This is a genomic window from Kitasatospora sp. NPDC089913 (genome assembly GCF_044748625.1).
In the GTDB taxonomy this organism is placed as follows: domain Bacteria; phylum Actinomycetota; class Actinomycetes; order Streptomycetales; family Streptomycetaceae; genus Kitasatospora.
In genome coordinates this window covers 207,927-233,268 of sequence record NZ_JBIVGI010000011.1, presented here as the reverse complement: position 1 = coordinate 233,268, position 25,342 = coordinate 207,927, and the positions used below count along the sequence as shown (strand labels likewise).

Below are 25,342 nucleotides of genomic sequence, written 5' to 3'. Positions count from 1 at the left end.
CGGCGACCGGCTGACGACGACCGGCTGACGACAGCCCCGGCCGGAAGCCCACCCAGGGCTTCCGGCCGGGGCCGCCCGCTGCCCGGACCTCCACCGCCGACGGGCGGAGCGCGACCGGGGAGCACGACGAGGGCGCGGCGACGGGGCTGTCCCCGTCACCGCGCCCTCGCCCGGTCGCCGCCCCGGCGGCGGCCCGCGCCTAGCGGTAGTTCACGTACTGCAGCGCGAAGTCCAGGTCCTTGCCCTTGAGCAGGGCCTGCACGGTCTGGAGGTCGTCACGGCTCTTCGAGGTCACCCGGAGCTCGTCGCCCTGGACCTGGGCCTTGACGCCCTTCGGACCCTCGTCCCGGATGATCTTCGCGACCTTCTTGGCATCGTCCTGGGAGATGCCCTCCTTGATGTCCGCGAAGATCTTGTACTCCTTGCCGGACAGCTGCGGCTCCTTGGCGTCCAGCGCCTTGAGCGACAGGCCGCGCTTGATGAACTTGCTCTGGAGCACGTCCAGGATCGCCTTGACGCGCTCCTCGCCGTTGGCCTTCATCTCGATCGTCTCGCCGGAGCGCTTGATCTCGGCACCGACGTTCTTGAAGTCGAAGCGCGTGGAGATCTCGCGGGAGGTCTGGTTGATCGCGTTGTCGACCTCCTGCCACTCGACCTTCGAGACGATGTCGAAACTGGAGTCGGCCATGGGTGTTGGTCTCCTTGATGTTCTGGCTGCACTGACACGGCCCGCCCCACCGGGCGTCCGCCGTCCCAGCCTATCCAGCCGACCCCCGACCCCGCCCGGGACGCCCGCACCGCACCCGCCCGTCCGGCCCCGCGGAACCGGGTGGCGAACCACCCCCCGGCATCGGGTAAGGTTTACCCAGTCGAACGGGGCAAGCCCCGGAAGACAAACATCCTGGCTGGTTGCCCGAGCGGCCAAAGGGAGCAGACTGTAAATCTGTCGCGCAAGCTACGCAGGTTCGAACCCTGCACCAGCCACAGGATAGAAAAACAGCCTCTGATCTGCGGAAACGCGGATCAGAGGCTGTTTTTGTTTATTCGAACACCCGCCGTGCCGTCGTGGCCATTTCGCGAGGTTTGTCCCACCTGATGCCGCCCGGATCCCGGCTTTGACCAGCGGTTCCGGACCAGGCGCGGACCAGGATCAGCCGGGCCGGCGCTGGAGGCGTTCGGCGATCAGCCGGTTGGCGTGGTCTTCGTCACCGTGGATGCACTTCGCGTAGACGCGGAGGAGGACGGCGATGCTGTGCCCGGCGCGCCGCGCGCACTCGGCCGGAGCCACTCCGGAGGCCAGCCACAGCGAGATCCCGGCGTGCCGGCCGTCGTACGGCCGCTTCGCCAAGGGCGTTGCCTGCTCGTCCGGGCTCAGGACCTCGGCCCTGGCCGCCGCCCACACGACCCCGTACCCGCTCTCCTGCACCATGCCGTCGCGGAAGGTCCGGAACAGCCGGCCGTCCGGCGCCGTGCCGTACGCCTCGATGTGCTGCCGGAGCAGCTGCACGAGCTCCGGCGGGATCGGGACCGGCCTGGTGGCCTTCTCGGCGCGGTGCTTCAGGCCCCGGGGGTCGTGCGAGGCGCCGGTGTCCGTCCAGGCGGACCCCACCCGGGGGCTGTTCCCGTTGAGGTTGAGCTTCCCCCACCCCTCCGCAGGCAGCACGCAGCGATCCTTGCGCAGGTGGACGACCTCCCCGGGCCGCATCCCGGCGTAGTAGATGCACCCGAAGAACGCCACCAGCCGCGGCCCGCGCCGTCCCTGGCGCCCGACGGCCTCCAGCATCGCGGCGGCCTGCTCCGGGCTCATCACGTACTCGGGGTCGACCTCCTCCTCGACCTGCGGCGGCTGCCACTGGACCAGCGGCAGCGGATTGGCGGTCAGCAGCCCGTCCTCGACGGCCCGGCCGATGACGTGGTGGAGGATCCGGCGCTTGCGAAGGATCGTGGACGCGGCGGCCTTCGTGCCGTCCAACTTCACCGACAGCGCGGCCAGCAGCTTCCGGACCACCTTCGGGTCCTCCAGCTCCGAGACGTCCACCGAGTGCCGTGCGACCCACGCCAGCGCCTTGGCGACGTCGACCGGCGGCTCGTCGGTCCACCGGTTCATGTTGAAGGCCCAGCCGTACAGCGCCCGCCGGACGACCCGCTTGTCCGGCATCCCGACCTTGCTGCTGACCAGCTCGAACGTCACGGTCGCCAGCGCGTCGGCCCATGTCGTCCGCGTCTTCGCCGGCGCCCCGTCCCACCGGGCCTCCACGTAGTTCCGGCCGGGCTGGTACCAGGAGACGGCGTTCTCCTCCTGCTGGCGCTTCCGCAGCTCGGCCAGCGGCAGGCCCGTCTCGACGTCGAACGGCTGGTGCGAGGCGACGGCAACCAGCAGCTCGGCCTTCCGGCCGTCGGCCTGGGTCTTCGTCAGGTAGGACTCGGAGAACTCCCGGCCGGCCACCGTCCACCGCACCATCCACGGCGTCCGCCGGTCCGGCCGGTGGCGGTGCTCCCAGAACTTCACCTTGTACGAGGTGGGCATCAGGCGGCGACCTCCTGCTCGGCCCACCACACGTCGAGGGCGCTGCGGCGGACACGGATCTGGTTGTTGGGGAGCTTCATGAGCTTCGGGCCCTTCCCGCGGGCGACCATGCGGTAGAAGGCGGAGCGGGACATCTCCAGCTCTTCGAGTACCTCGACGAGCTTGAGCTTCGGGTCCTGCGTGGGCATGGCGGCGACTCCATCGGCGGGTGCGAATGGTGGTTGCGGAGCGTTACTGGACCTCTCGCGGACGGGCGCGGAGGGCGGAAAGTGTCAGGGATGTCAGGGAAAATCGCTGACCTGCGGTTTTAGCTCCTGGCAGGGCGTCAGGGATTGTCAGGGATGTCAGGGAAAATCGCCTTTTCCCTGACATCCCTGACGTTCCCTGACAGGCCGTCCGGCGACGTTTTCGCTGGTCAGGGATTTTCCCTGACATCCCTGACGGTTACGGGGCTTCGGCCCCGTCCATGGGGGTGCTCACGGCCGGGTGGACACGGTAGGTAACTGCCGCTTGGCGGCCGCGTTGGCCGCCGGCGGGCGGCTGGTCGGTGCGGAGCCAGCCGTGCTGTTCGAGCAGGTTCAAGGCGGGTTCGACGTCGGCGACCTTCTTGAACCGCCGGGACGACGCGACGGCGTCGTGGGCCTTGATGTGAGTGCGGTGGGTGCCGTCCTTCTTCGGGCGCCGGAGCCATTGGAGGAGGGCGTGGGCGTCCTCGGTGGCGGGGTCGGCGGCGATGAGGTCGAAGACGGCGAGGGTGTGCGCGGTGTAGTACTCGGCGATCTCGGCGGCCCGGTCGACGGTGGCGGCCTCGACGGGTGCGCGCCAGTCGCCGGTGACCCGGTCGGCGAGGTGCAGCAGGACAGCGATGCGGGCGATGTGGCCGACGAGCTTGCCGGCCCAGTCCTTGATGTGGGCGAGCGGCTCGTCCGGGCGGAGCTGGACCTCGAACTTCTCCTGCAGCTTCTCCACGGCGAGGTCGGCGGCCGCGGTCATCCTGACGGTGACCGGCTCGTCGAGGGCGGTGAGCGTGTGCAGGAGTGCGGTGAGGCGCAGGTCGTAGGCGGCGGCGACCTGCTCGGGGACGGGGGTGGTGCGGATCTTGCGGTAGCCGAGGTTGGAGGGCGGCAGGGAGTACAGGAAGCGGGCGAGCAGGCCCCGGTCCCGGGCGCCGGGGGCGGCGCCGAGCTCCTGGAGGACGGCGGGCTGCGGGGTGACGCCGATGGTGAGCGCGGGCTTGTCGACGGTGGGCTGTTCGCGGGTGATCCGGTCGGCCTGCAGCCGCTCGCCCTTGTGGGCCTGGAGGAACACGCCCAGGTTCGGCTTGCTGCTGTAGCGGCCGACGATGCTGTCGAACAGGTCGCCCTCGGGGGAGAGCGCGGCCAGGCACCGGTGCACGCCGAGCTGGTGTGTGACCGTCTCGGGGGTGATGTCCCCGGACAGGGTCAGGCGGGGGCTGGGCGGGACGACGATCTCGTCGGCGATCATCCGGGCGGCGGAGATCTCGGCGACCAGGTGGGCGCGGTCGAGGTCGGGGTTCTTTCGGGCCCTGGCCATGAGGGCGTCGACCTCGGCGAGCGCGGTCTCCTTGGCGGTCTCGGCCTCGATGATCCGGGCGCGGGCCTCGGCGCGGAGCTCGTCCTCGACGCGGTAGACCGGTGCGGTCATGAACGCGAAGACGTCGGACTTGCGGCTGGCCGGGGGCATCGCGCACACCAGGTAGAGGTTCGACTGCTCGCGCCAGCCGGGCCGGATCTCCACGCCGACCCGCCCGCCGGCGGCCGTCGACAGCGCCGCGAGGCCCATGGTGGCGGCCATGTCGGGCGGGGTCTGGGTGAACTCCGCGACCGCGGCGACGTAGGCGCCGACCCACGTCGGGAGGGCGTGGACGGGGAAGGTGGGCAGGGTGCCGTGGGAGCCGAGCGGGACGGGGTCGAGCCAGCTCTCGCCGGTGGCGAGGTCGGCGAGCGCGGCCAGGGCGGCGGCGCGCACGTCGTCCAGGTCCGCCTGGCCGTCGCCGGCCATGTGGGCCAGGCGGCTGGTCGCGGTGTTGATCCGGCGGCGCTCGGCGGCCACGCGCACGATCTCGGCGTAGTAGTCGCCGTTCGCCGCGGTCGGGGTCGCCTCGACGCAGGCGTGCAGGTAGCCGGGCCCGCCGACCCGGCCGAGGTCGCCCTGCGCGCGCAGGACACCGGTCAGCAGCAGCGGGTCCACCGGCCGCTCACCGTCGGCCATGCGGGTGATGGCACGCCAGATCGTCTCGTGCGCGGGGTGGTAGAACGCGCCGGGATCGCCGAGCTGGGCGGCCAGCGCGGGGATCTGGACGGGGTCGAGCAGGGCGGCGCCGATGACGGCCTGCTCGGCGGCCTTGATCTCGGCGGGCTCGGGCCGGAACGGGATCACGTTCGGGTGCGTGGCCTCGGTGCTCAACGCGGCTTCTTTCGTACGGAGCGAGCGGCCCGCGCCCGGGCGGTGCCGGGCGCGGGCCGAAGGGGAGGTTCAGGCGGCGGTGGTGCGGCCGACGATGATCGTTCGAGCCGGGTTGTCGGGGTCGGTCTGCATGACGAACCCCTCTCGGGTGGACCACTCCCGGGCGTTGTTGGTGTTGGCGTTGGCACTCTGACCTGGGCCAACGTTGGCAACAGCGGGGGTCTCGGGAGGGGAGGGGAGCGGGGGCACGTCCTGGTGGTGGACGCCGGGCCCGTTGCCGTCCGGAGTGCGGACCCCCTCGCGGACCGGGACGCCGGCCTCCGAGAGGAGCGCGCGGACGGCCTTGGTGGAGCCCGTCCAGGAGGGGTGGGCGGCGCCCAGATCGGCGGCCAGCCGGGTCAGCAGAACGGAGCTGCCGGAGGCCGTCAGGCAGGCGGTCAGGGAGTGGGCCTCGACGGGGGTCGGGACGGTCGCCTGGGGAGCCTCGACGGGGTCCTCCTCGGCGGGTTTCTCCTCGACCGCGGGCACCGGCTGGTCCTGGTCCTCCTGGCCCTCGGCCGGGGCGTCCTTCCCGTGGGCGGGGGCGTGGATCAGGGCGGCGATCCACCAGGCCCCGAGGAGGACGCCGATGCCGGGCTGGATCCAGGGGCGGGCGAGGGACCAGACCAGGGGGCCGCCGACGATCAGCAGCAGGGCCGCCGCGCCGGCGGTGTCGCCGAGCCTGCTCCGCTGTTCCTTGCGGGCGGCCTTGGCCTGCTCCAGCTCGACCTGGCGGGCCGTGACCTGCGCGGCCTCCTGGGCCTGGAGCATGGCGGCGCGCTTGACCGGGTCCGCCTCGGCCAGGAGCTTCTGGGTGAAGGCGGCCTCGGCGGCTTCGGCGGCCTGGGTGGTGATCTCGTCGCGCTTGGCCTTGAGGGCGGCGGCCTCGGCCCGGCGCTCGCGCTGGGGCGCCGTCAGTTTGCGGACGAGGACGGGTGTGCCCGCGACGAGGCCGGTGACCGGGTAGAGCAGGGTCGGGATCAGCCTCTCGGTGGGGATGATCTTCTCGGTCACGGCGGTCAGCCGATGAACGAGGTGATGAGCCCGCTGAGGATGCTGGCCGGCAGGGCCCAGAGTCCGCCGGCGGCGGCGAACAGGGACGGGGCGACGGCGCCGCACAGCGCGTCCTTCCACGGCTTCGGCTTGAGGCCGAACACGGCGATGGTCAGGACTGCGGCGGTGGCGCCGGTCTGCCACTCCCCCAGGGCGGCGTTCCCCTGGAAGGAACTGCTCAGCTGCTGGCCGATGCCCGCGAGCTGCTGGAAGGCGGTGCCCGCGTTGGCCGACAGCAGGCCGATTCCGAACGCCCAGTAGGGGACGTGCTCGTCGGCGACGTTGATCTTGTTCTTGCCGCGCACGCCGACGTACAGGTACATGGTGGTGACGGTGGCGGCGCCGCCCGTGCCGAGGGCGATGAGGCTGCTCATGGGGTGTCTCCTTCGGTCAGTGGAGGGGGAGGGCGGCGAAGAGGCGGTCGACGCCGGCGGCCACGGCCAGGCCGGAGGCGACCGGCACGCGCAGGGCGACGAGGGTGATCAGCGGGAAGGGGCCGGTGACCTCGGAGACGCGCTGGCGGCCGCGGTCGCGGACCTGGAGGTCCAGGGCCCAGCCGAAGGCGGCGACCAGCAGGCCGACGAACGGCCCGCCCGGGGCGATCAGTGGCACCAGGCCGGTCGCCCAGCCGCCGGTGGCGCTGATCGCGGTGAGCACGCACCAGCGGCGGAAGCGGCGGGTGCGTTCCGACGGGCCGGTGGTGCGGGCGGCGCGGCGGCGCCGGCGGCGGGCCCGGGTGCGGGCCTCGCGCTGGTCGGCGAGCTGCTGCTCGCGGTGGCGGCGGGTGCGCTGCTCGGGGGTCTCCCCGGCGGCCGCGCGCTCGGCGTCCTCCCGGGCGCGGGCCCGCTGCCGGTCCAGCTCGTGCTCGGCCCGGCGGCGGGTGTCCCGCTCCTCGGGGGTCTCGCCGATCCGCTCGGCGAGCAGGTCGACCATGCCGACGAGGTCGTCCCGGCGGTGGCCGGGCGCGAGCAGCTGCTCGACGCGGTGGCGCTCGGCCCGCTGCTCGGCGGTTTCGCCGGCGACGGCGAACGCGGCGTCGCGCTCGGCGCGCTGCTGGGCGACCAGGGTCTCGTACTGGACCTGCTCGCGGGCCGCGCGCTGGGCCTCGGTCTCGGTCATCAGCCGGGTGACCTGCTGTCCGACCTGCGAGGCGATCGTGGGGACCTGCTCGGACAGGATCCGGCCGACCGGCGCCCAGAACGCCTGCGCGGCGGCCTCGAAGGACGGCCGGGCGCTCTGGTCGCCGCCGAGCAGGACGGGGGTGTGGACGACGGGGCCCGACTTGCGCCACCACTCGTCGACCACCGGCCCGGTGCCGGCCACGGCGTCCGGGCCCTGGGGCGGGACCGTGGGCGGCGTGGACGGCACCGGCGGAACGGGCGGGGCCGACGGGGCGGAGGCGGGAGGGGCGAGGGTGACGAGCCTCTGCAGGACGTCGGCCAGGTCGTCGTCCCAGTCGCCGTTGTGCGGGGTGGTCATCGGTTCGACCCCCGGCGGATCAGCTCGCGCACGGCGACGCCGGCGATCGCGGCGTCGAGGAGCACGAGGAACAGGCTCAGCAGGTAGCCCATGGAAACTCCCAGGTCGGAGAGGACGCGCGCCCCGCACACCGGGGGTGTGCGGGGCGCGCGTCGGGGAGCGGGTCAGGAGGAGCGCCACCAGGCGCGGGGGGACTCGGCGCGGTGCCAGGCGGTGGTGGACCGGCTGGCGCGGCGGGCGTCGACCTGGCGCTGCCCGGCGCGGTCCGCCTCGCGGACGGCCTTCGCGCGCCGCCGCTGGCCGGACTCGGGCGGCTTCGGGTCGCGGCCGAACATCAGCGCTGCCAGATGCGGCCGACGAGGACGAACGGCTCGCCGTCGACCACGCACATCGCGGTGAACTCGCCGGGGCAGGCGCCGCCGCTCCCGGCGTCGGTGACGACCAGGCGCGAGCACCACGACTCGCGGATCAGGCCGCTGACCACGTCCAGCGGCACGGGGTCCGCGACGCGGTACGCGACGCCGTCGCGGCGGACGGTGCCGACCAGCGGCAGGGAAGTGATCGCCTTCACTTCGCACCGCCACCCTCGCCGACCGGCATGCCGCAGTCGACGTGCAGGTCGCGGCGGGCACGGGTGTAGTAGCCGGTCAGGGTCAGCGGGACGCCGGCGTAGGTGGTGGCGGCGCTCAGCCAGGCGTGGGGACCGGTGCTGCTGTGGTCGACCGTGGCGGGGGCGACCACGAGAGCCTGGCGCCACTGCTCGAAGTCGCTCAGCGCGGTGTCGCCGTGGAAGCCGAAGCACAGGCCCCAGACGAGGACCAGGTCGCCGGAGGCGTCGCGTTCGGCGGACACGACCCGCTCGCTGGTGATCCTGGGGGCGGGCAGGCCGGCGTGGGCGCTGAGCGCGGCCATCAGCGCTCCGGCCGCGTTGATCAGCCCCGAAGCGGTGTGGTTGGTGGTCACGATGCCTGCTCCTCAGCGGTCGTGGTGGGGACGGCGTGCAGGGCGGGCCGGACGGCGGGGTGTTCCTTGTAGCGGGCGGCGATCCAGCCGACGGACCAGCCGGTCAGCTCCACCGCCTGGCGCTGCGGCAACCCGGCCTCGACGGCGGCCTTCACCACCTCACGGGCCCGCTCCTCCGCCAGCCGCTCGGCGGCCGGGCCGGCGGACAGCAACTCGGCACGGGCCCGCTCGGCGGCCTCCCGCTCACTCCGCTCACGGTCGGCCCGGGCGGTGTGCTCACGGCGCTCACGCTCACCCGCCTCGCGCTCACGACGCTCGTGTTCAGCCCGCGCGGCGGCCTCCCGCCGTGCCTGCTCCTCGCGCGCCGCGTCTTCACGGCGGGCTGTCTCCTCGCGCTGGTCGCGAGCCATGCTCGCGTCGTGCTCACGCTGCTCACGGGCGAGGCGGGCCTCGTGCTCACGGCGCTCACGCTCGCCCCGTTCGGCGGCCTCGAAGCGCTCCAAGCGGTCGGCCCGCTCCTCCCGGCGTCGGGCCTCGGCCCGTTGCTCGCGCTGCTCGCGCTCGGCCCGCTCAGCGGCTTCACGGGCGGTCAGCGCGGCGCCGATCGCCCGCCGGTAGGCGAGGGACGTCTCCGCCGTGACGATCAGCAGCAGCGGCGCGACCGAGTGCACCGCAACCCCGACCGCATCCCGGTCCAGGGCGGACAGACCCACGTTGAGCAGCACCGTCATCAGGCCGGTCATCCACCGCAGGACCACCGGCCAGCGCCCGCCGTCGCCGTTCAGGCGGGCGAGCGTGGCGTCCATGCGCACCACGATCACCACCGCTGCGTCGACCACGAGCGGCAGGATCGGCGCGGTCCACTGCCAGCCCTTCGGGGTGTGGCCGGCCATGAGCGGGGTGACCGTGAGCACGCTGTAGAGGACCGCGCCGAACGTGATCGTCCACGTCCCGACGCTCAGCGCCCGCTCCGCCGAACGGATCTGAGCGGGACTCATCGCCGCCTTCATCGCGGCCTCCGATCCGGCCGCGGTGAGCGGCTGGTGAGCACGCTCACGGCGACCGTGAGCGCGGTGAACACGTTGCCGTTCACGCCGCCGCCCGGTAGGTGCTCGCGATGCGGCGGATGACGGCCGGGCGCCGGAACGGCACCGGCGCCGACCGCAGGAGGCGCTCGGCGAACGCGGCCAGCTCCGGGTCCTCCCGGTGCAGGTCCGCCAGCATCGCGTGCGCAGCGTCCAGCCGGGCCGCGCGCTCGTTCTCGTCCTCGCCGGCGACCCCGGCGAACAGCTGCTCGTCCACGCCGAGCGCCAACTCGGCGAACTCGTCCTCGTCCGCGGCCGTCTGGCCCGCGATAATCAGCCTCATGGGCCTACCTCTTCTCTGGGGTGTGGGCCCGTGAGGGGTCGCCGCGCTCCGGCCAAGGAAGGCGCGGCGGCCCCGTTCTCACAGGCCCGGCCAACGTTGATCAACAGCACTGGCCGCCCCGGTTGCCCAGGACGGTCAGCAGGTCTGCGCCCTTGCAGGTGGGCGCGGCCTTTTGATCTAGGTCTCCGATCTGACAAGGCGCCGGGATGCCTCGGCCCGATCTGTCCCGGGCCCCTTCGCCCTGGGCACGGCGGAAGGCCGGCCGTCTACGGGCGCATTCGTGCAGGTCAGAGCAGCCCAAAGAAGGCCCCTCTGTGTCACGCCTGTCTCACTCGGTGCGACACTCACAACATAGAGAACCTGCTTAGGCAGGTCAAGAGAGTTGGGTTTCTCGCGCCTGTTGAGCACCTCCCCTAGCATTGGTCCATGGCCTTGGACCCGGACGACTCCCGCCCCCCGTATCAGCAGGTCGGCAGCTCCCTGCGGGCCTCGATCCTCACCAAGAAGCCGGGCTTCGAGACCGGCGACAAGCTCCCCTCAGGCCCCGAGCTGGCGAAGCACTTCGGCGTGGCGCGCGGCACGGTGGACAAGGCGCTCGACCTGCTCCGCACCGAAGGACTGATCGTGACCCGGCAGGGGAGCGGCTCCTTCGTCCGGGAGCGGACCTCCCGGCCGGTCGGCCTGCGGCCTCACCTCGAAGCTGCCTTCGAGCAGCAGCAGGTGACCCTCGACTTCGCGGGGTTCTCCAGCGAGACGCTGCACAACGCGCTCCAGGAGCCGCTGGACAAGGTCCGCTCCGGCCGGATGGCGCCGGAGTCCATCGCCATCCGGCTGCTACTGCCGGACACCACGGCGCCGATGGCTGTGCCGGTGCTCGTCGACGGGCTCCAGGACGAGGCCGCACTCCGGCAGCGCGCCCGCAACATCGCCCTGACGAACGCAGGCGGCATCGCGCACTCGGTGGAGATGCTGGCCGAACTGGGCCTCGTCCAGAAGGCGAGCGTCGAGGTCAAGGTCCACCGGGCGTCCAGCCTCTTCAAGCTGTACATCCTGAACCGGTCGGAGGCGTTTTTCGGCTTCTACCCGCTCCGTGAGCGCACTGTGGCGATCGACGACACCGCCCACACCTTCTACGACGTCACCGGCAAGGACACCACCCTGTTCCATCACGCCGCCGGCCCGGACGACGCCTCGCTCGGATCGCAGTACGTCCAGCAGGCTCAGATGTGGTTCGACAGCGTGTGGAGCACGATCGCCTACGAGCGGCAGTCATGATCGCCACCCCTCAGCAACTCGCCGACGTGCTACGGCCGGTGAAGCACGTACTCCTCGACTTCGACGGCCCGGTGTGCGCGGTCTTCGCGGGCCTCCCTGCTCCGGAAGTCGCACGGCGACTCCGTGAGGGCCTGCTTGCGATCGGCGAGCAGGCCCCGGCAGGAACAGCAGAGGAGAGCGATCCGCTGGCCTTGCTCCGGCTAGTCTCGGACGCGAGGCCTGATCTCACGGAGAGCACAGACGCCGCGCTGGCCGCGCTGGAGATCGAAGCTGTCCAGGTCGGTCGCCCGACCGTAGGGGGAGAGTCGGTTTTGCGCGCTTCAGCCCGATCGGGGCGGCTGGTCTCGGTGGTCAGTAACAACGCGGGCGTGGCCATTGAGGCCTACCTCGCCGAACACGGCCTCTACGACTATGTGGCTGGCGTCTTTGGCCGCACTCCGGGCGACCCCTCGTCCATGAAGCCGAACCCGCGTCTCCTGCTCGAAGCGATGGAAGCCGCTGGCACTGGCCCAGAGCACTGCATGTTCATTGGCGACGCGGCCCGCGACGTCGAGGCAGGGGCCGCCGCCGGCGTCCGGACGATCGGCTACGCCAATAAGCCGGGGAAAGCTGCCAAGCTGGCCGCCGCTGGCGCCGTGGCGATCGTGGACTCGATGGGGTTCATCGCGGACGCCCTGGCCTGAGTTTCAGTCCTGCGGCGCCGCTGCCCCGATCCCGACGCGACCGCCAGAACGGGGCAGTGGGTTGCTGATCAGGTTGCGATGGGAAAATCAGCAGCAGGCTTACATCAACTCTGGGCTGCGTAAAGACTTCTTCTTCAGAGTCAAGCGCGCCGCGCGCGGCCCCACTCGCTCGCCGTCGCTCCTGTCTTCGCCCCGCTTTGGCAGCGGCTGGCCGCGCCAGGCGGGACGGACGATCCGAGGTGGGCCAACCCCGCCGTGGCTGGGGACGGGCGGCTCCGCGGTTTTACCCACCCGTCGAGCCCGGGGCCGGCGCCCAGCAAGAACGGGGGCACTCGACCAGATTGCGGGCAGGCGAGGAGCCTGCCCGATTTGCGGGTCAGCTTACGGCCACCGATCATGCTCGGACCCAATCCCGACAGGACACCGGCCAAAACTGCTCCGCCGCCCAGCGAGGTCAACTTTACGCTTGCTCGCTATTCAGCAACGAGCTCTCGCAGCCTAGTAAGCTCGAAAGTAGGACCAGCCCGAAGGATTGCGATTACCTGCCGAGGAGTATTGCCAGTCTTTGCAGCTTCAGAAGTCCTCGTCTTCCGTGATTCGATCTTCCCTCCGGAGAAGTCCAGAACTTGAATTCCCTGCTTGAGCCTTGACCCCGAAAACTGACTCAGGTCCAGCATGTAAACCTCGGAGCGCTGGCCCGCGGCATGTGCATCTGAAACGCCGGCGTCGATCAGATGAATCATTCGAACATCAAGCAGATCAGTGATGACGCTATAGAGATGCGGATTATCTTCCTTGTCTCGGTATCGGACGAGGAAGTAAGTGAAGCTGGTTTCCTCAAGGCAGAAGTCTCGAATTACCTTCAAGCCTGACACGGTTCGGGTCGCCGACTCAACATCGGCAGCCATGTCATCCTCAAGCTCCTGCAGCTTCACCGCCGCAGCGTCACCAGCTGCCAGATTCACATCCTGAACGCCAACAAGCCGAGCATTTTGGCGCCGCTGAGCTTTCGCAATAGCACTCCCTGCCAAGACCAGATAGTCTCGGGGGACTGCCCCAGACGCTAGCACCAGGCGATCCAATGCGGCCGGGTGAAAGAGGCGGCCAAGCGATGCAATTCCGACGTGCTTTGCATATTGATGGAGAATGCTCTCCAGAAAGTTCTTTGCCCGGAGAGGATCTTGGAGAGTTACATCCAGGTCGATCAAATCCGCATCATGCATCGTCTGCAACCCTAGCGGAGGGGACGACTGGAACCATCGTGTAAGATGGCGAATTGAGGCGATCTTAAGCCAGGCATTGCAGTCCCTCACCGCCCCGTGGAGCATGTCCAGAATTCGAGGCTGGTCGGCTCGGGGAAGATAGTAAAAGTCATCCACGAAGACATAGAGGCGCAAGTCATTCATATCCAGGAAACGGCGCAATACGCGCTGGGCCTGTGGAATGATCCGCATGACTGCCTGCGAGTTCACCTCCCCGTGAGAAGAGAGAAGGCGGCCTACTTCCTCGTAGAGCTCGACTGCCTTGACGGAAATTACCGACTCCGGCTTAAGTTGCTGCTGTCGAGTTACTACCGCCTGCGCAACTTCATCAAGGATGTAGAGGAATACCCGATCTGGCGACTCATTTCTCAGGGTTTGCATATTCACCCAGCACGAAATGGCCCCTTCGACTTGGAGCTTCCGCTTTGCCTCGACCAGCAATGCAGTCTTCCCTGCACCGCGTCGACCAAAGATCAAGTGATGACGGGATGCCGTGACGGTCGAGAGATTGAACTCCATGTCGCGGATGTACGAGAGACTTGGTTGCGCCTCGGAAACCCGCGAGCGCGCGCTAATTAGCCGCTGAAGGTCCGTGGCGCGTGAGTCCTGAACGCCCTCGGTGAGCGGCGACGAAGACGCTTTTACGAGCTCCGGCGGAGCCTTGCGAACAATTACGAACGCCCGGCTTTCAGGAGAGGAGATGATCCCATCCAGGTCATTGCCGATCTGGGCAGAAACCGGGACATCTTCTTCATTTACGAGAACGATATAATTCGTCTCATCCGGATAGGCGCGGACAGAGATCTCCAGAACCTCAACGCCCCCACGGGATCGAAATTCCCGACGCAAGAAGTCCGCAATATCATCGCTCGCGGGAGTCATAGGTTGGTGCATCCCTTCTTTCTCAGGTAGGCCTCTGCATGGGCCAAAAGCTGGGGGGCTTTCGCTTGGAGCCCCTGGGCAACCGGACGCCAATCCGTGTCCGCTATGGGATACGGGTCGTAGTCAGCCTCGTTGCGGCGCGATCGCGCATCCTTCAGCTCGTTTTGCCAAATTGCGCTATCGACGAAGTCGTCTGGGAGGGCACCCGGCAGGGCCGAATGTGACTGCTTGTCGTCACCTCCCAGATGAAAATACGCGACTGCTCGAATGGCGTGATACATCGAGTAATAGTAGCGACTGATAGCGCTTCGATACTGCTGCGGTCTCGTGCGCATGAGTCGGTCGCCGGTGTCAAGGAATCCTTTGGCTAGCACGATCCGGTCAGCACATGCCTGATGCTGCAGGTCGATCAGGGTTCGCCCGGTCGCACTCACAAGGTTGATTCCCTCGGCGTAGTAGCCCAGGGTCTTCTGCTCAGCCTTGCTGACACGAAGTAGCAGCTGATGGCTTGTGGGGACGCCGCGCTGTGGCTGGCTGCCGCTTGGGTTCACAGCGATCTACTCTAGCTGGGCCTGCCATGGGGCGTGGAAGAGTTGATGGTCCCATCGCGGTGACGCCCGGCAGCAGGGACCTCTGCCATAGGTCCGCCGGCGCCTCTGCTCGTCGCTCGGTCGGAGCGGGCAGATGAGGCTCAGGGGCTGAGCTGGGGGTACCCATGGGCACTGAGTGTCTAACTGCGCTGCAAGAGCCCCGTACTCCGACGGACGGAGGCGGACGCTTATGGAACGGAACTGCAGGTCAGCTGCCGATCACTTGCAGGCAGAGAGTGCCCTCGGGTTGCTTCGGGACGAAGTGGCCATGGGGTAGATGCTCACCGCTCTTGAGGCGATTCGACCATGATCCGGACCAGTGGCGGACCACGGCCGGGCGCATTCCGCTCCGCCGCTGGTCAGTGCCACTCCCGTCAGCGGTCTGTAAATCTGTCGCGCAAGCTACGCAGGTTCGAACCCTGCACCAGCCACAGGATAGAGAAGCAGCCCCTGTCATGCGGAAACGCGTGGCAGGGGCTCTTTTCGTTGTCCGGGTGCTGATGGCGTGGGGTGTCGCGGGAAGCGGTCGGGTGGGGTGTCGGTGGTGGGGGTGCTCCGGGTTCGGGTTCGGGGTGGTCGGGGTTCTGCGGCCGGCGGCCGGCCTCCGGGTCAGGGGGGTGCGAGGAGGAGGGTGGCGGCGGCGGGGGTGTCGGGGGCGGTGTGGGTGGGGGTGGGGTGGGCCGGTGGGAGGGGTGGGGGAGGGGTCGGGGTGATCCAGATGGAGCGGAGGCCGGCGGCGTGGGCGCCGCGGAGGTCGGTGGCGGGGTTGTTGCCGACCATCCAGTCGGCGGGGCCGAGGGTGCGGCCTAGGCGGGCGGCGGCGAGGTGGAAGATCGCGGGGTCGGGTTTGCGGGCGCCGGCCTCCTCGGAGACGACCACGGCGTCGACGGCGGGGAGCAGGCCGGTGCGGGCGAGTTTGGCGCGCTGGATGTCGGTGCAGCCGTTGGTGACGACGGCGATGGGCCAGCCGGCCGCGCGCAGGGCGGCGAGGGCCTCGGGGGCGCCGGGGAGCGGGTGGGTGCGGGCGGCCTCGTGGGCGACGTGCTCCTCCCAGAGGTCGGCGCCGGTGCGCGGGAGGCCGTAGTGGGCGGCGATCCGGGCGAAGCCGGTGGGGGAGCGGTCGGCGCGGAGGAGCGCGAAGACGGTGGGGGCGGCCTCGGGCGGCAGGCCGTGGGCGGCGCAGAAGGCCGGCGTCCAGGCGTCGGGGCCGCCCTCGCGTTCGACCAGCGTGTGGTCCAGGTCGACCAGGAGCAGAGGCGATGGCGGGGAGTGGTTGGACATGTGCGGAGAGTAGCGGATTGCCGGAGTCCGACTTATTGCGAATGACTTGCAATTACCTGTGGCAGGCAGCACAGTGGTGGAGCAGGGTGGGGCCGGACCGTTTCGGCTACTCCGCAGAGCAGTCCCGGTCGTGCGGAAGTGCGCCGGGAGTCCTCCTTCGCAGCTGATCGTCTTCCCAACCGGCGCCCGCCGGGACAGCGGTCCGCCCACCCCGCCCAAGCCGGTCGCCCCGGACCGTCAAAGAACCGTCAGGAGCCGGCCGGAGGGCGTCAAGGAGCCGTTCGGACCAGTGCCCGCGCCGCCGCGCGGCCCGCAGGATCGGATCACCGATCGACTGCGGAGGTCCCGTCCGATGCCCAGCCCCCTCGCCCTCCCCCCGGCCCTCGCCGCCGAGCCCGAGCCGCCCGGCACCGGCGCCGCGCCGCCCGACGCGGGCGGTGAGGACCGGCACCGGCTGACGGTGCCCGGCGGACTGGCGGCGCTCTCCCTGGACGCGATGGCCTCGGTGGCGTACGGGCCGGAGTCGATCGTGCTGGTGCTCGCGGCAGCGGGGGCGTACGGGCTCGGGTTCACCCTGCCGGTCACAGTGGCCATCGCGGTGCTGCTGGCGGTACTGGTGGCCTCCTACCGGCAGGTGATCGCGGCGTTCCCGGACGGCGGCGGCTCCTACGCGGTGGCGAAGGCGCACCTGGGCCGGCGGACGGCGCTGACGGCCGCAGCCTCCCTGGTGATCGACTACGTGCTGAACGTCGCGGTCTCGGTGACGGCCGGTGTGGCGGCGCTGACCTCCGCCGTCCCGGGCCTGTACGAGGACCGGGTCTGGCTCTGCCTGGGCGTGCTGGCGCTGGTGACGGCGGTGAACCTGCGCGGGATCGCCGAGTCCGCCCGCTGGTTCATGGCGCCCACGGCGGTCTTCGTGCTGTCGATCCTGGCGATCGTCGTGGTCGGCCTGTTCCGGGACGCGCCGGCGAGTACCGAGGCGGCCGCCGGGCACGCCTCGGTGCTGACGGAGAACGCCACGGCGGTCGGCGCACTGCTGCTGCTCAAGGCCTTCGCGGCCGGCTGCTCGGCGCTGACCGGCGTGGAGGCAGTGGCGAACGCCGTCCCGTCCTTCCGCGCGCCGGGCGTGAAGCGCGCCCAGCGCACCGAGGTCGTGCTCGGCGCGCTGCTCGGCGTGATGCTGATCGGACTGGCCGTGCTGATCGGCCGCTTCCACCTGCAGCCGGTCGAGGGCGTGACCGTGCTCGCCCAGCTGGCCGACGCCTCGCTCGGCCACGGCGCCGGCTTCTACGTCGTCCAGTGCGCCACCGTCGTCCTGCTCGGCCTGGCCGCCAACACCTCCTTCGGCGGCCTGCCCGTCCTGCTGCACCTGCTGGCCCGCGACAACCACCTGCCGCACGTCTTCGCCCTGCGCGCCGACCGCCAGGTGCACCGCCACGGCGTGCTGTTCCTGGCCGCCGTCTCGGCCGTGCTGCTGGTCGCCTCCGGCGGCGACGTCAACAGCCTGGTCCCGCTCTTCGCGATCGGCGTCTTCGTCGGCTTCACGATCTGCCAGGTCGGCATGGTCCGGCACTGGGCGCTGGAGAAGCCGGCCCACTGGCGGGCCAGGGCCGCGCTGAACGGTTTCGGCGCGCTGCTCACCGGCACCGCGGCCCTGGTCGTCACCGGCACCAAGTTCGCCGAGGGCGCCTGGGGCATCTGCCTGGCCCTGCCCCTGCTGGTGCTGCTCTTCGAGGCGGTCCACCGCGGCTACGCCCGGATCGGCGAGCGGCTGGAACTCGGCCGCGTCCCCGGCCCGCTCACCCCGCAGCGCAGCCTGGTCGTCGTCCCGGTCACCGCGATCACCCGACTCACCCGCGACGGCCTCTCCGCCGCCCTCTCCCTCGGCGACGAGGTGATGGCCGTCACCGTCGTCCACGACCGCGCCGAGACCGAGACGCTGCGCCGGGACTGGGAGCTGTGGGCCCCGGGCGTTCCGCTGGTGGAGATCCCGGACGGCCACCGCCGGCTGGGGCAGCCGATCGCGGACTTCGTGAACGGGCTCGCCGCCGAGCACGCCTACGACCGCCTCACCGTCCTGATTCCCGAGGTCGAGCCGGCCCGGCCCTGGCAGCGCGCGCTGCAGAACCGCCGGGGCGCCGTCATCGACCGGGCCCTGCGCCGGCACACCGACGCGGTGGTCTGCCGGCTCCGGATGCGGATGTGACGAGGGCCGGAGCCCGTGCGGGGGGGGGGGGGATTGATGCCGGGTGAATTGCTGCCTTATGCCCGGATGTAAGCGAGCCGATCGTCATATCTTGACGATGTCTTAACGGCCCTCCGGCAGCCCGCCGAAATGCCTCCGCCCTGCCCGGAACGCCCCACCCATAGCGGCTCCTACCTGCGGAAACATCCCGCCGCTCGGGCGTGCGGGGCGTCCCGCGCACGCCATGACGGCCCATTGCGCGCCCGGTGTGCGCCCTTACGCTCGCCCATGTGTTCAACCTGCCCCAGGCGCTCAAGCGCCTAGTGATCGGCCGGGCCATGCGCAGCGAGGAGCTCGGCGAGACGCTGCTCCCCAAGCGCCTGGCCCTGCCGATCTTCGCCTCCGACCCGCTCTCCTCGGTCGCCTACGCGACCCAGGAGATCCTGCTGGTGCTCACCGTCGGTGGCGCCGCCTTCCTCAACCTGACCCCGTGGGTCGCGGCCGGCGTGGTCGCGCTGATGGCGGTCGTGGTGATGTCCTACCGCCAGGTCGTGCACGCCTACCCCAGCGGGGGCGGCTCCTACGAGGTGGTGTCGCGCAACCTGGGCGCCAACTCGGGCCTGGTGGTGGCCGCCTCGCTGCTGGTCGACTACGTGATGACGGTCGCCGTCTCGGTGGCCTCCGGCGTCGACAACATCATCTCGGCGCTGCCCTCGCTGGCGGACCACCGGGTGGAGCTGGCGGTCGGCTTCGTCGTCCTGCTGATGGCGGTGAACCTGCGCGGTGTCCGGGAGTCCGGCAAGGCCTTCGCCGCACCGACCTACCTGTTCATCGGCGGCATCCTGCTGATGGTGGTCACCGGGCTGGTCCGGGTGGCGCTCGGCGACGCCCCGGTGGCGGCCAGCGCCGCGTACGGGATCGTGCCGGAGGACGGCAAGGACACCCTGGCCGGGCTGGGGCTGCTGATGCTGGGCCTGCGCGCCTTCGCCTCCGGCTGCACGGCGCTGACCGGGGTGGAGGCGATCTCCAACGGCGTGCCGGCGTTCCGGGCACCGAAGTCGAGGAACGCCGCCGCGACGATGGCCGTGATGGGCACCACGGCGGTGGTGATGTTCATCGGCATCACCGCGCTGGCGCTGATCTCCGAGGTCCACATCGCCGACAACGCCTGCCACCTCACCGGCTTCCCGGGGGACTGCGCGACCGCGCCGCAGCAGACCGTGATCGCCCAGCTGGCGGCGGCGATCCTCGGCGGGGACGGCAGTGTCCTCTTCTACTTCATCCAGGCGGTCACCGCGCTGGTGCTGATCCTGGCCGCCAACACGGCGTTCAACGGCTTCCCGCTGCTGGCCTCGATCCTGGCCGAGCACCGCTACCTGCCCCGGCAGATGCACACCCGCGGCGACCGGCTGGCCTTCTCCAACGGCATCATCGCGCTCGCGGTGGTGGCCGGCGGCCTCCTCTGGCTGTACGACGCCGACGTCACCAGCCTGATCCACCTCTACATCCTGGGCGTCTTCACCTCCTTCACGCTGTCGCAGATCGGCATGGTGAAGCACTGGAACCGGGCCCTGGCCACCGAGACCGACCCGGCGGTGCGGGGCGCCGCCCAGCGCTCCCGGGTGATCAACTTCTTCGGCGCGGTCACCACCGCGCTGGTGCTGGTCGTCGTGCTGCTGACCAAGTTCACCCAGGGCGCCTGGCTGGCCGTGGTCGCGGCGGCGGTGCTGTGGGTGATGATGCGCGGCATCCGCCGGCACTACGACGGCGTCGCCGAGGAACTGGCGGTGGACGACCCGGAGGCCGAGTCGGTGCGGCCGTCCCGGGTGCACGGCATCGTGCTGGTCTCCAAGGTGCACAAGCCCACCCTGCGGGCGGTCGGCTACGCGCAGGCGTTCGCGCCGGACTCGCTGGAGGCGCTCACGGTCGCGGTCGAGCCGGAGGCCACCGGGGAACTGGAACGCCGCTGGGAGGAACTGGCCCTGCCGGTGCCGCTGAAGGTGCTGGACTCGCCGTACCGGGAGATCACCAGGCCGGTGGTCCAGTACGTGCGGGACTACCGGCGGACCAGCCCGCAGGACGCGGTGGCGGTGTTCATCCCGGAGTACGTGGTCGGTCACTGGTGGGAGCACCTGCTGCACAACCAGTCGGCGCTCTGGCTGAAGAGCCGGCTGCTGTTCACCCCGGGGGTGATGGTGATCAGCGTGCCGTGGCAGCTGACCTCCTCCAACCGGGCGGACCGGCCCTCGGGACGGGCCCCGGGCGCGGTCCGGCGCGGCGAGCCGGCGGTGCGGCGGGAGCGGGAGAAGCTGCAGGCCCCCGAACACGCGTAGGCATCCGAGGACGAGGCACGAGGCCCCGGGCAGCACCCTGCTGACCGGGGCCGCGCCATGTCCGGAACGGGCCCGGTCACAGCCCGGACAAGGCCCCGTATGGAGCCCGTCAACAATCGAACGGGCGCCGTATGGAGGGCGTCAAGAACGCCGTTGACGCTCCGTGAGCGCGGTTGGCTGGGCCTTGCCGGCCTCTCCGCCGGCGCGCCGTGCCGGCACCTGAACGCGGGCCGCGGCCACCTCCGAACCACCGTGGTGGAGTCCATGTCCGATCTCATCTACGTCGTCGTCACGGTCGCCGTGTTCGGCGTGATCGCCCTGATCGCGCGGGGGGTGGAGAAGCTGTGAGCGCAGAGAACGTCGCAGGTCTCATCGTGGCGGTGGCCCTCGTCGGCTACCTCGTCCTCGCGCTGATCTACCCGGAGAAGTTCTGACATGAGTTCGACTCTCGCGGGCTGGCTGCAGGTCCTCGCCCTGGTGGGCGCGCTGGCCCTGTGCTACCGCCCCCTGGGTGACTACATCGCCCACACCCTCACCTCGAAGAAGCACCTGAGAGCCGAGAAGGCCCTCTACAAGGTGATCGGCGTGGACGCCGACGCCGACCAGCGCTGGCCGGTCTACCTGCGTTCGGTGCTGGCGTTCTCGGCGGTGTCCGTCCTCTTCCTCTACACGCTGATCCGGGTGCAGCAGTGGCTGCCGCTGGGTCTGGGCGTGGACCAGATGTCCGGCCACCAGGCGTGGAACACCGCGATCTCCTTCGTGGCCAACACCAACTGGCAGTCCTACAGCGGCGAGGCCGCGATGGGGCACCTGGCCCAGATGGCCGGTCTGGCGGTGCAGAACTTCGTCTCCGCCGCCGTCGGCATCGCGGTGGTCGCCGCCCTGATCCGGGGCTTCACCCGCAACCGCACCGACCGGCTGGGCAACTTCTGGGTGGACCTCACCCGGATCGCGGTCCGGCTGCTGCTGCCGGTCTCGATCGTGTTCGCGCTGGCCCTGGTGGCCACCGGCGTGGTGCAGAACTTCCACGGCTTCCACGAGGTGGCCACGCTGGCGGGCGACCCGCAGTCGGTCCCGGGCGGGGCGGTGGCCTCGCAGGAGGTCATCAAGCTGCTGGGCACCAACGGCGGCGGCTTCTACAACGCCAACTCGGCGCACCCGTTCGAGAACCCGACCGGGCTGAGCAACTTCCTGGAGATCTTCCTCATCCTGGTGATCCCGTTCGCGCTGCCGCGGGCCTTCGGCCGGATGGTCGGGGACAACCGCCAGGGCTACGCGATCGTCTCGGTGATGGGCCTGTTCTGGGTCGCCTCGGTGGCGCTGCTGACCCTGGCCGAGTCGCACCACGCGGGCACCGCCCTGCAGTCGGCGGGCGGGGCGATGGAGGGCAAGGAGCAGCGGTTCGGCATCGCGGCGTCCAGCCTGTTCGCGGCCTCGACGACGCTGACCTCGACCGGTGCGGTGAACTCCTTCCACGACTCGTACACCGCGTTCGGCGGCGGGCTGACGATGTTCAACATGATGCTGGGCGAGATCGCGCCCGGCGGTGTGGGCTCGGGCCTGTACGGGATGCTGGTGCTGGCGATCGTCGCGGTGTTCGTGGCCGGTCTGATGGTCGGCCGCACCCCGGAGTACCTGGGCAAGAAGCTCGGCGGCCGGGAGATGAAGTTCGCCTCCCTCTACATCCTGACCACGCCGACCCTGGTGCTGGTCGGCACCGGTGTCGCGATGGCGCTGCCGGGAGAGCGGGCCGGGATGCTGAACTCCGGCGCCCACGGCTTCTCCGAGGTGCTGTACGCGTTCACCTCGGGTGCCAACAACAACGGTTCGGCGTTCGCCGGCATCACGGTGAACACGGACTGGTACGACACCGCGATCGGTCTGGCGATGGTGTTCGGCCGGTTCCTGCCGATGGTCTTCGTCCTGGCCCTGGCCGGCGCGCTCGCGCAGCAGCAGCCGGTCCCCGCCACCCCGGGCACCCTGCCCACCCACAAGCCGCTGTTCGTGGGCCTGCTGTCGGGCGTCGTCCTGATCGTCGTCGGCCTCACCTACTTCCCGGCCCTGGCTCTCGGGCCGATCGCGGAAGGTCTCTCCTGATGTCGTCCACCATGACCGAAGAATCCGAGCGGGCCGAGAAGCCGGTCCCGCAGCCGGAGACGTCGTCCGCCGGGTCGCCGCACAGAGTGTCCGGCGGCCTGCTCGACCCGAAGCTGGTCCTGGCGTCGCTGCCGGACGCGGTGAAGAAGCTCGACCCCCGGGTGATGGTCAAGAACCCGGTGATGTTCGTGGTCGAGGTCGGCTCGGTCGTCACCACGGTCGCCGCGATAGCCGACCCCAGTGCGTTCGCCTGGGCGATCACGGTGTGGCTCTGGCTGACCACGGTCTTCGCCAACCTGGCCGAGGCCGTCGCCGAGGGCCGCGGCAAGGCGCAGGCGGACACCCTGCGCCGGACCAAGACCGACGCCGTGGCCCGCCGCCTCACCGACTGGCCGCGCTCGCGGGCCGAGGAGGAGGTCGCCGGTACCGCGCTGCGGCTCGGTGACCACGTGGTGGTCGAGGCCGGCCAGGTCATTCCCGGGGACGGCGACGTCGTCGAGGGCGTCGCCTCCGTCGACGAGTCGGCGATCACCGGTGAGTCCGCGCCGGTGATCCGCGAGTCGGGCGGCGACCGCTCGGCCGTGACCGGCGGCACCAAGGTGCTGTCGGACCGGATCGTGGTGAAGATCGCCTCCGAGCCCGGCAAGTCCTTCATCGACCGGATGATCGCCCTGGTCGAGGGCGCCGCCCGGCAGAAGACGCCGAACGAGATCGCGCTCAACATCCTGCTGGCCTCGCTGACCATCGTCTTCCTGGTGGCGGTCGTCACCCTGCAGCCGATGGCCACCTACGCCGGCGCCCCGCAGTCGATGATCGTGCTGGTCGCGCTGATCGTGGCGCTGATCCCGACCACCATCGGCGCACTGCTCTCGGCGATCGGCATCGCCGGCATGGACCGCCTCGTCCAGCGCAATGTGCTGGCGATGTCGGGCCGGGCCGTCGAGGCGGCGGGCGACGTCAACACCCTGCTGCTCGACAAGACCGGCACCATCACCCTCGGCAACCGCCAGGCCGCCGAGTTCCAGCCCGCCGAGGGCGTCGCGGTCGGGGATCTCGCGGACGCCGCACAGCTCTCCTCGCTCGCCGACGAGACCCCCGAGGGCCGCTCGATCGTCGTCCTGGCGAAGACCGAGTACGGTCTGCGGGCCCGCGCCCAGGGCGAGTTGACGCACGCCACCTGGGTGCCGTTCACCGCGCAGACCCGGATGTCGGGCGTGGACCTCGACGAGGCCGACGGCGTGCACCAGGTCCGCAAGGGCGCGGCGGGTTCGGTCACCAACTGGGTCACCGAGAACGGCGGCACGGTCGGCAAGGACGTCGCCGACCTGGTCGACGGGATCTCCGCGGCCGGTGGCACCCCGCTGGTCGTGGCCACCAGGATCGGCGACACGCCGGCCCGGGTGCTCGGTGTGATCCACCTCAAGGACGTGGTCAAGGAGGGCATGCGGGAACGGTTCGACGAGCTGCGCCGGATGGGCATCAGGACCGTCATGATCACCGGCGACAACCCGCTGACCGCCCGGGCGATCGCGGAGGAGGCGGGCGTGGACGACTTCCTCGCCGAGGCCACCCCCGAGGACAAGATGGCCCTGATCAAGAAGGAGCAGGCCGGCGGCAAGCTGGTCGCGATGACGGGCGACGGCACCAACGACGCCCCCGCCCTCGCCCAGGCCGACGTCGGTGTCGCGATGAACACCGGGACCATGGCGGCCAAGGAGGCCGGCAACATGGTCGACCTGGACTCCGACCCGACCAAGCTGATCGAGATCGTCGAGATCGGCAAGCAGCTCCTGATCACCCGCGGCGCGCTGACCACCTTCTCCATCGCCAACGACGTCGCCAAGTACTTCGCGATCATCCCGGCGATGTTCGCGGCGGTCTACCCGGGCCTGGACAAGCTCAACATCATGCAGCTGCACAGCCCCCAGTCCGCGATCACCTCGGCCATCGTCTTCAACGCCCTGGTCATCGTCGGTCTGATCCCGCTGGCCCTGCGCGGGGTGAAGTACCGCCCCTCCGACGCCAGTTCCCTGCTGCGTCGCAACATCGGCCTCTACGGCCTCGGCGGCCTGGTCGTCCCGTTCGTCGGCATCAAGCTGATCGACCTGGTCGTCCAGTTCGTCCCCGGCCTCAACTAGTACGAGAGGAGAGACGCATCATGTCCAAGCCCCTGCCCACCGCCGTGCGCACCCACCTCACCGCGCTGCGCGCCCTGCTGGTCCTGACGGTGCTCCTCGGCATCGCCTACCCGCTGCTGGTCACCGGCATCTCCCAACTGGCCTTCGCGGACAAGGCGAACGGCTCGATCGTGAAGGTCGACGGCAAGGAGGCCGGCTCCGGCCTGCTGGGCCAGAACTTCAACCTCCCCAAGCAGAACCCGGACGACCCGGACGAGGCCCCCCGCCCCGACCCGCAGTGGTTCCAGCCCCGCCCGGGCGCCTACGACCCCAAGGCCTCCGGCGCCTCCAACCTGGGCCCCAACAGCGAGGACCTCGCCAAGAACATCGAGGACCGCCGCCAGGCCGTCGCCGCGTTCGACGGCGTCGACCCGGCGAGCGTCCCGGTGGACGCCCTCACCGCCTCCGGCTCGGGCCTCGACCCGCACATCTCCACCGCCTACGCCGAGCAGCAGGTCGACCGGGTCGCCAAGGCCCGCAACCTGCCGGTGGATACCGTCCGCAAGCTGGTCGACCAGAACACCGACGGCCGCTCCCTCGGCTTCCTCGGACAGCCGGGCGTCAATGTCGTCCTGCTCAACAAGGCGCTGGTGGAACAGAAGTGACGACGGATCGGCCGATCGGCTGAGGCGGGCCGGGGCGGGGGGGGGGGGGGGGGCCCCCCCCCCGCCCCCCCCCCCGCCCCCCCCCCCCCCCCCCCCACCCCCCCCCCCCCCCCCCC

Annotated in this window: 24 protein-coding genes and 1 tRNA gene; 10 read left to right on the top strand and 15 right to left on the bottom strand. The window is 70.6% G+C overall.

Annotation, left to right across the window (positions count from 1 at the left end; all coding sequences use genetic code 11):
• Window positions 1-199 precede the first annotated feature (199 nt).
• The gene (locus ACIPYS_RS19450) at window positions 200-688 is read right to left on the bottom strand and encodes a YajQ family cyclic di-GMP-binding protein (RefSeq protein ID WP_093861674.1); all 489 of its coding nucleotides are present in this window, start codon (window positions 686-688) and stop codon (window positions 200-202) included.
• A gap of 215 nt (window positions 689-903) precedes the next feature.
• Here ACIPYS_RS19450 and ACIPYS_RS19445 point away from each other — a divergent pair.
• Window positions 904-984, top strand: a tRNA-Tyr gene (locus ACIPYS_RS19445).
• A 166-nt stretch (window positions 985-1,150) separates the two neighbouring features.
• On the opposite strand, the gene ACIPYS_RS19440 is transcribed toward ACIPYS_RS19445, so the two are convergent.
• The 11 genes from ACIPYS_RS19440 to ACIPYS_RS19390 all read right to left on the bottom strand — a co-directional run bounded on the left by ACIPYS_RS19440 (window position 1,151) and on the right by ACIPYS_RS19390 (window position 9,856).
• Entirely contained in the window at window positions 1,151-2,527 is a 1,377-nt protein-coding gene (locus tag ACIPYS_RS19440; protein WP_400747474.1) for a tyrosine-type recombinase/integrase, read from the bottom strand.
• The gene (locus tag ACIPYS_RS19435; RefSeq protein WP_400747472.1) at window positions 2,527-2,715 is read right to left on the bottom strand and encodes a helix-turn-helix transcriptional regulator; all 189 of its coding nucleotides are present in this window, start codon (window positions 2,713-2,715) and stop codon (window positions 2,527-2,529) included. Before ACIPYS_RS19435 ends, ACIPYS_RS19440 begins: the two co-directional genes overlap by 1 nt.
• A gap of 256 nt (window positions 2,716-2,971) precedes the next feature.
• Window positions 2,972-4,954 (bottom strand): DUF3987 domain-containing protein, encoded by a 1,983-nt coding sequence (locus tag ACIPYS_RS19430; RefSeq protein WP_400747470.1) that lies wholly within the window; start codon window positions 4,952-4,954, stop codon window positions 2,972-2,974.
• A gap of 69 nt (window positions 4,955-5,023) precedes the next feature.
• On the bottom strand, window positions 5,024-6,007 hold the full coding sequence (locus ACIPYS_RS19425) for a hypothetical protein (protein WP_400747468.1): 984 nt from the start codon (window positions 6,005-6,007) through the stop codon (window positions 5,024-5,026).
• Between the two features lie 5 nt (window positions 6,008-6,012).
• Window positions 6,013-6,420 carry a hypothetical protein gene (locus ACIPYS_RS19420; protein ID WP_030393886.1) on the bottom strand — a complete coding sequence of 136 codons (408 nt, stop codon included), beginning with the start codon at window positions 6,418-6,420 and terminating at the stop codon, window positions 6,013-6,015.
• A 16-nt stretch (window positions 6,421-6,436) separates the two neighbouring features.
• Window positions 6,437-7,525 (bottom strand): hypothetical protein, encoded by a 1,089-nt coding sequence (locus ACIPYS_RS19415; RefSeq protein WP_400747465.1) that lies wholly within the window; start codon window positions 7,523-7,525, stop codon window positions 6,437-6,439.
• 164 nt (window positions 7,526-7,689) lie between these two features.
• The gene (locus ACIPYS_RS19410; RefSeq protein ID WP_400747463.1) at window positions 7,690-7,860 is read right to left on the bottom strand and encodes a hypothetical protein; all 171 of its coding nucleotides are present in this window, start codon (window positions 7,858-7,860) and stop codon (window positions 7,690-7,692) included.
• Window positions 7,860-8,096, bottom strand: coding sequence for a hypothetical protein (locus ACIPYS_RS19405; RefSeq protein ID WP_400747461.1), 237 nt, complete (start codon window positions 8,094-8,096; stop codon window positions 7,860-7,862). Before ACIPYS_RS19405 ends, ACIPYS_RS19410 begins: the two co-directional genes overlap by 1 nt.
• Window positions 8,093-8,488, bottom strand: a complete 396-nt coding sequence (locus ACIPYS_RS19400; protein ID WP_400747459.1) for a hypothetical protein — start codon at window positions 8,486-8,488, stop codon at window positions 8,093-8,095. The genes ACIPYS_RS19405 and ACIPYS_RS19400 overlap by 4 nt, the downstream gene beginning before the upstream one ends.
• A complete protein-coding gene (locus tag ACIPYS_RS19395) occupies window positions 8,485-9,486 on the bottom strand; it encodes a DUF2637 domain-containing protein (RefSeq protein WP_400747457.1) in 1,002 nt (333 codons plus the stop codon). The genes ACIPYS_RS19400 and ACIPYS_RS19395 overlap by 4 nt, the downstream gene beginning before the upstream one ends.
• Before the next feature lie 91 nt (window positions 9,487-9,577).
• Window positions 9,578-9,856 (bottom strand): hypothetical protein, encoded by a 279-nt coding sequence (locus ACIPYS_RS19390; RefSeq protein ID WP_400747455.1) that lies wholly within the window; start codon window positions 9,854-9,856, stop codon window positions 9,578-9,580.
• Window positions 9,857-10,282: 426 nt separating this feature from the next.
• Here ACIPYS_RS19390 and ACIPYS_RS19385 point away from each other — a divergent pair, with 426 nt between their 5' ends.
• Both ACIPYS_RS19385 and ACIPYS_RS19380 read left to right on the top strand, forming a co-directional pair.
• Complete coding sequence (locus ACIPYS_RS19385) at window positions 10,283-11,131, top strand: GntR family transcriptional regulator (protein WP_400747453.1); 849 nt, start codon at window positions 10,283-10,285, stop codon at window positions 11,129-11,131.
• Window positions 11,128-11,814, top strand: coding sequence for an HAD family hydrolase (locus ACIPYS_RS19380; RefSeq protein ID WP_400747451.1), 687 nt, complete (start codon window positions 11,128-11,130; stop codon window positions 11,812-11,814). Before ACIPYS_RS19385 ends, ACIPYS_RS19380 begins: the two co-directional genes overlap by 4 nt.
• A gap of 473 nt (window positions 11,815-12,287) precedes the next feature.
• On the opposite strand, the gene ACIPYS_RS19375 is transcribed toward ACIPYS_RS19380, so the two are convergent.
• From ACIPYS_RS19375 to ACIPYS_RS19365, 3 genes are all read right to left on the bottom strand, one after another.
• Window positions 12,288-13,958, bottom strand: coding sequence for a hypothetical protein (locus tag ACIPYS_RS19375; protein WP_400747446.1), 1,671 nt, complete (start codon window positions 13,956-13,958; stop codon window positions 12,288-12,290).
• Window positions 13,955-14,509: a HEPN domain-containing protein gene (locus tag ACIPYS_RS19370; RefSeq protein WP_400747444.1), complete on the bottom strand. Its 555-nt coding sequence runs from the start codon at window positions 14,507-14,509 to the stop codon at window positions 13,955-13,957. The genes ACIPYS_RS19375 and ACIPYS_RS19370 overlap by 4 nt, the downstream gene beginning before the upstream one ends.
• A gap of 648 nt (window positions 14,510-15,157) precedes the next feature.
• Window positions 15,158-15,829 carry an HAD family hydrolase gene (locus ACIPYS_RS19365; protein ID WP_400747442.1) on the bottom strand — a complete coding sequence of 224 codons (672 nt, stop codon included), beginning with the start codon at window positions 15,827-15,829 and terminating at the stop codon, window positions 15,158-15,160.
• A 352-nt stretch (window positions 15,830-16,181) separates the two neighbouring features.
• Between ACIPYS_RS19365 and ACIPYS_RS19360 the strand changes: the two genes are divergently transcribed.
• The 7 genes from ACIPYS_RS19360 (at window position 16,182) to kdpC (ending at window position 25,226) form a co-directional block, all read left to right on the top strand.
• Window positions 16,182-18,035 carry an APC family permease gene (locus tag ACIPYS_RS19360; RefSeq protein ID WP_093861676.1) on the top strand — a complete coding sequence of 618 codons (1,854 nt, stop codon included), beginning with the start codon at window positions 16,182-16,184 and terminating at the stop codon, window positions 18,033-18,035.
• Window positions 18,036-18,352: 317 nt separating this feature from the next.
• Window positions 18,353-20,347 carry an APC family permease gene (locus ACIPYS_RS19355; RefSeq protein ID WP_400747513.1) on the top strand — a complete coding sequence of 665 codons (1,995 nt, stop codon included), beginning with the start codon at window positions 18,353-18,355 and terminating at the stop codon, window positions 20,345-20,347.
• Window positions 20,348-20,500: 153 nt separating this feature from the next.
• On the top strand, window positions 20,501-20,695 hold the full coding sequence (locus ACIPYS_RS19350) for a hypothetical protein (protein ID WP_093861677.1): 195 nt from the start codon (window positions 20,501-20,503) through the stop codon (window positions 20,693-20,695).
• The gene (gene kdpF / locus ACIPYS_RS19345) at window positions 20,692-20,781 is read left to right on the top strand and encodes a K(+)-transporting ATPase subunit F (protein WP_037779658.1); all 90 of its coding nucleotides are present in this window, start codon (window positions 20,692-20,694) and stop codon (window positions 20,779-20,781) included. Before ACIPYS_RS19350 ends, kdpF begins: the two co-directional genes overlap by 4 nt.
• A 1-nt stretch (window position 20,782) precedes the next feature.
• Entirely contained in the window at window positions 20,783-22,444 is a 1,662-nt protein-coding gene (gene kdpA / locus ACIPYS_RS19340; protein ID WP_093861678.1) for a potassium-transporting ATPase subunit KdpA, read from the top strand.
• The gene (gene kdpB / locus ACIPYS_RS19335; protein ID WP_400747438.1) at window positions 22,444-24,582 is read left to right on the top strand and encodes a potassium-transporting ATPase subunit KdpB; all 2,139 of its coding nucleotides are present in this window, start codon (window positions 22,444-22,446) and stop codon (window positions 24,580-24,582) included. Before kdpA ends, kdpB begins: the two co-directional genes overlap by 1 nt.
• 20 nt (window positions 24,583-24,602) lie before the next feature.
• Window positions 24,603-25,226 carry a potassium-transporting ATPase subunit KdpC gene (kdpC, locus tag ACIPYS_RS19330; RefSeq protein WP_360018598.1) on the top strand — a complete coding sequence of 208 codons (624 nt, stop codon included), beginning with the start codon at window positions 24,603-24,605 and terminating at the stop codon, window positions 25,224-25,226.
• Window positions 25,227-25,342: the final 116 nt, after the last annotated feature.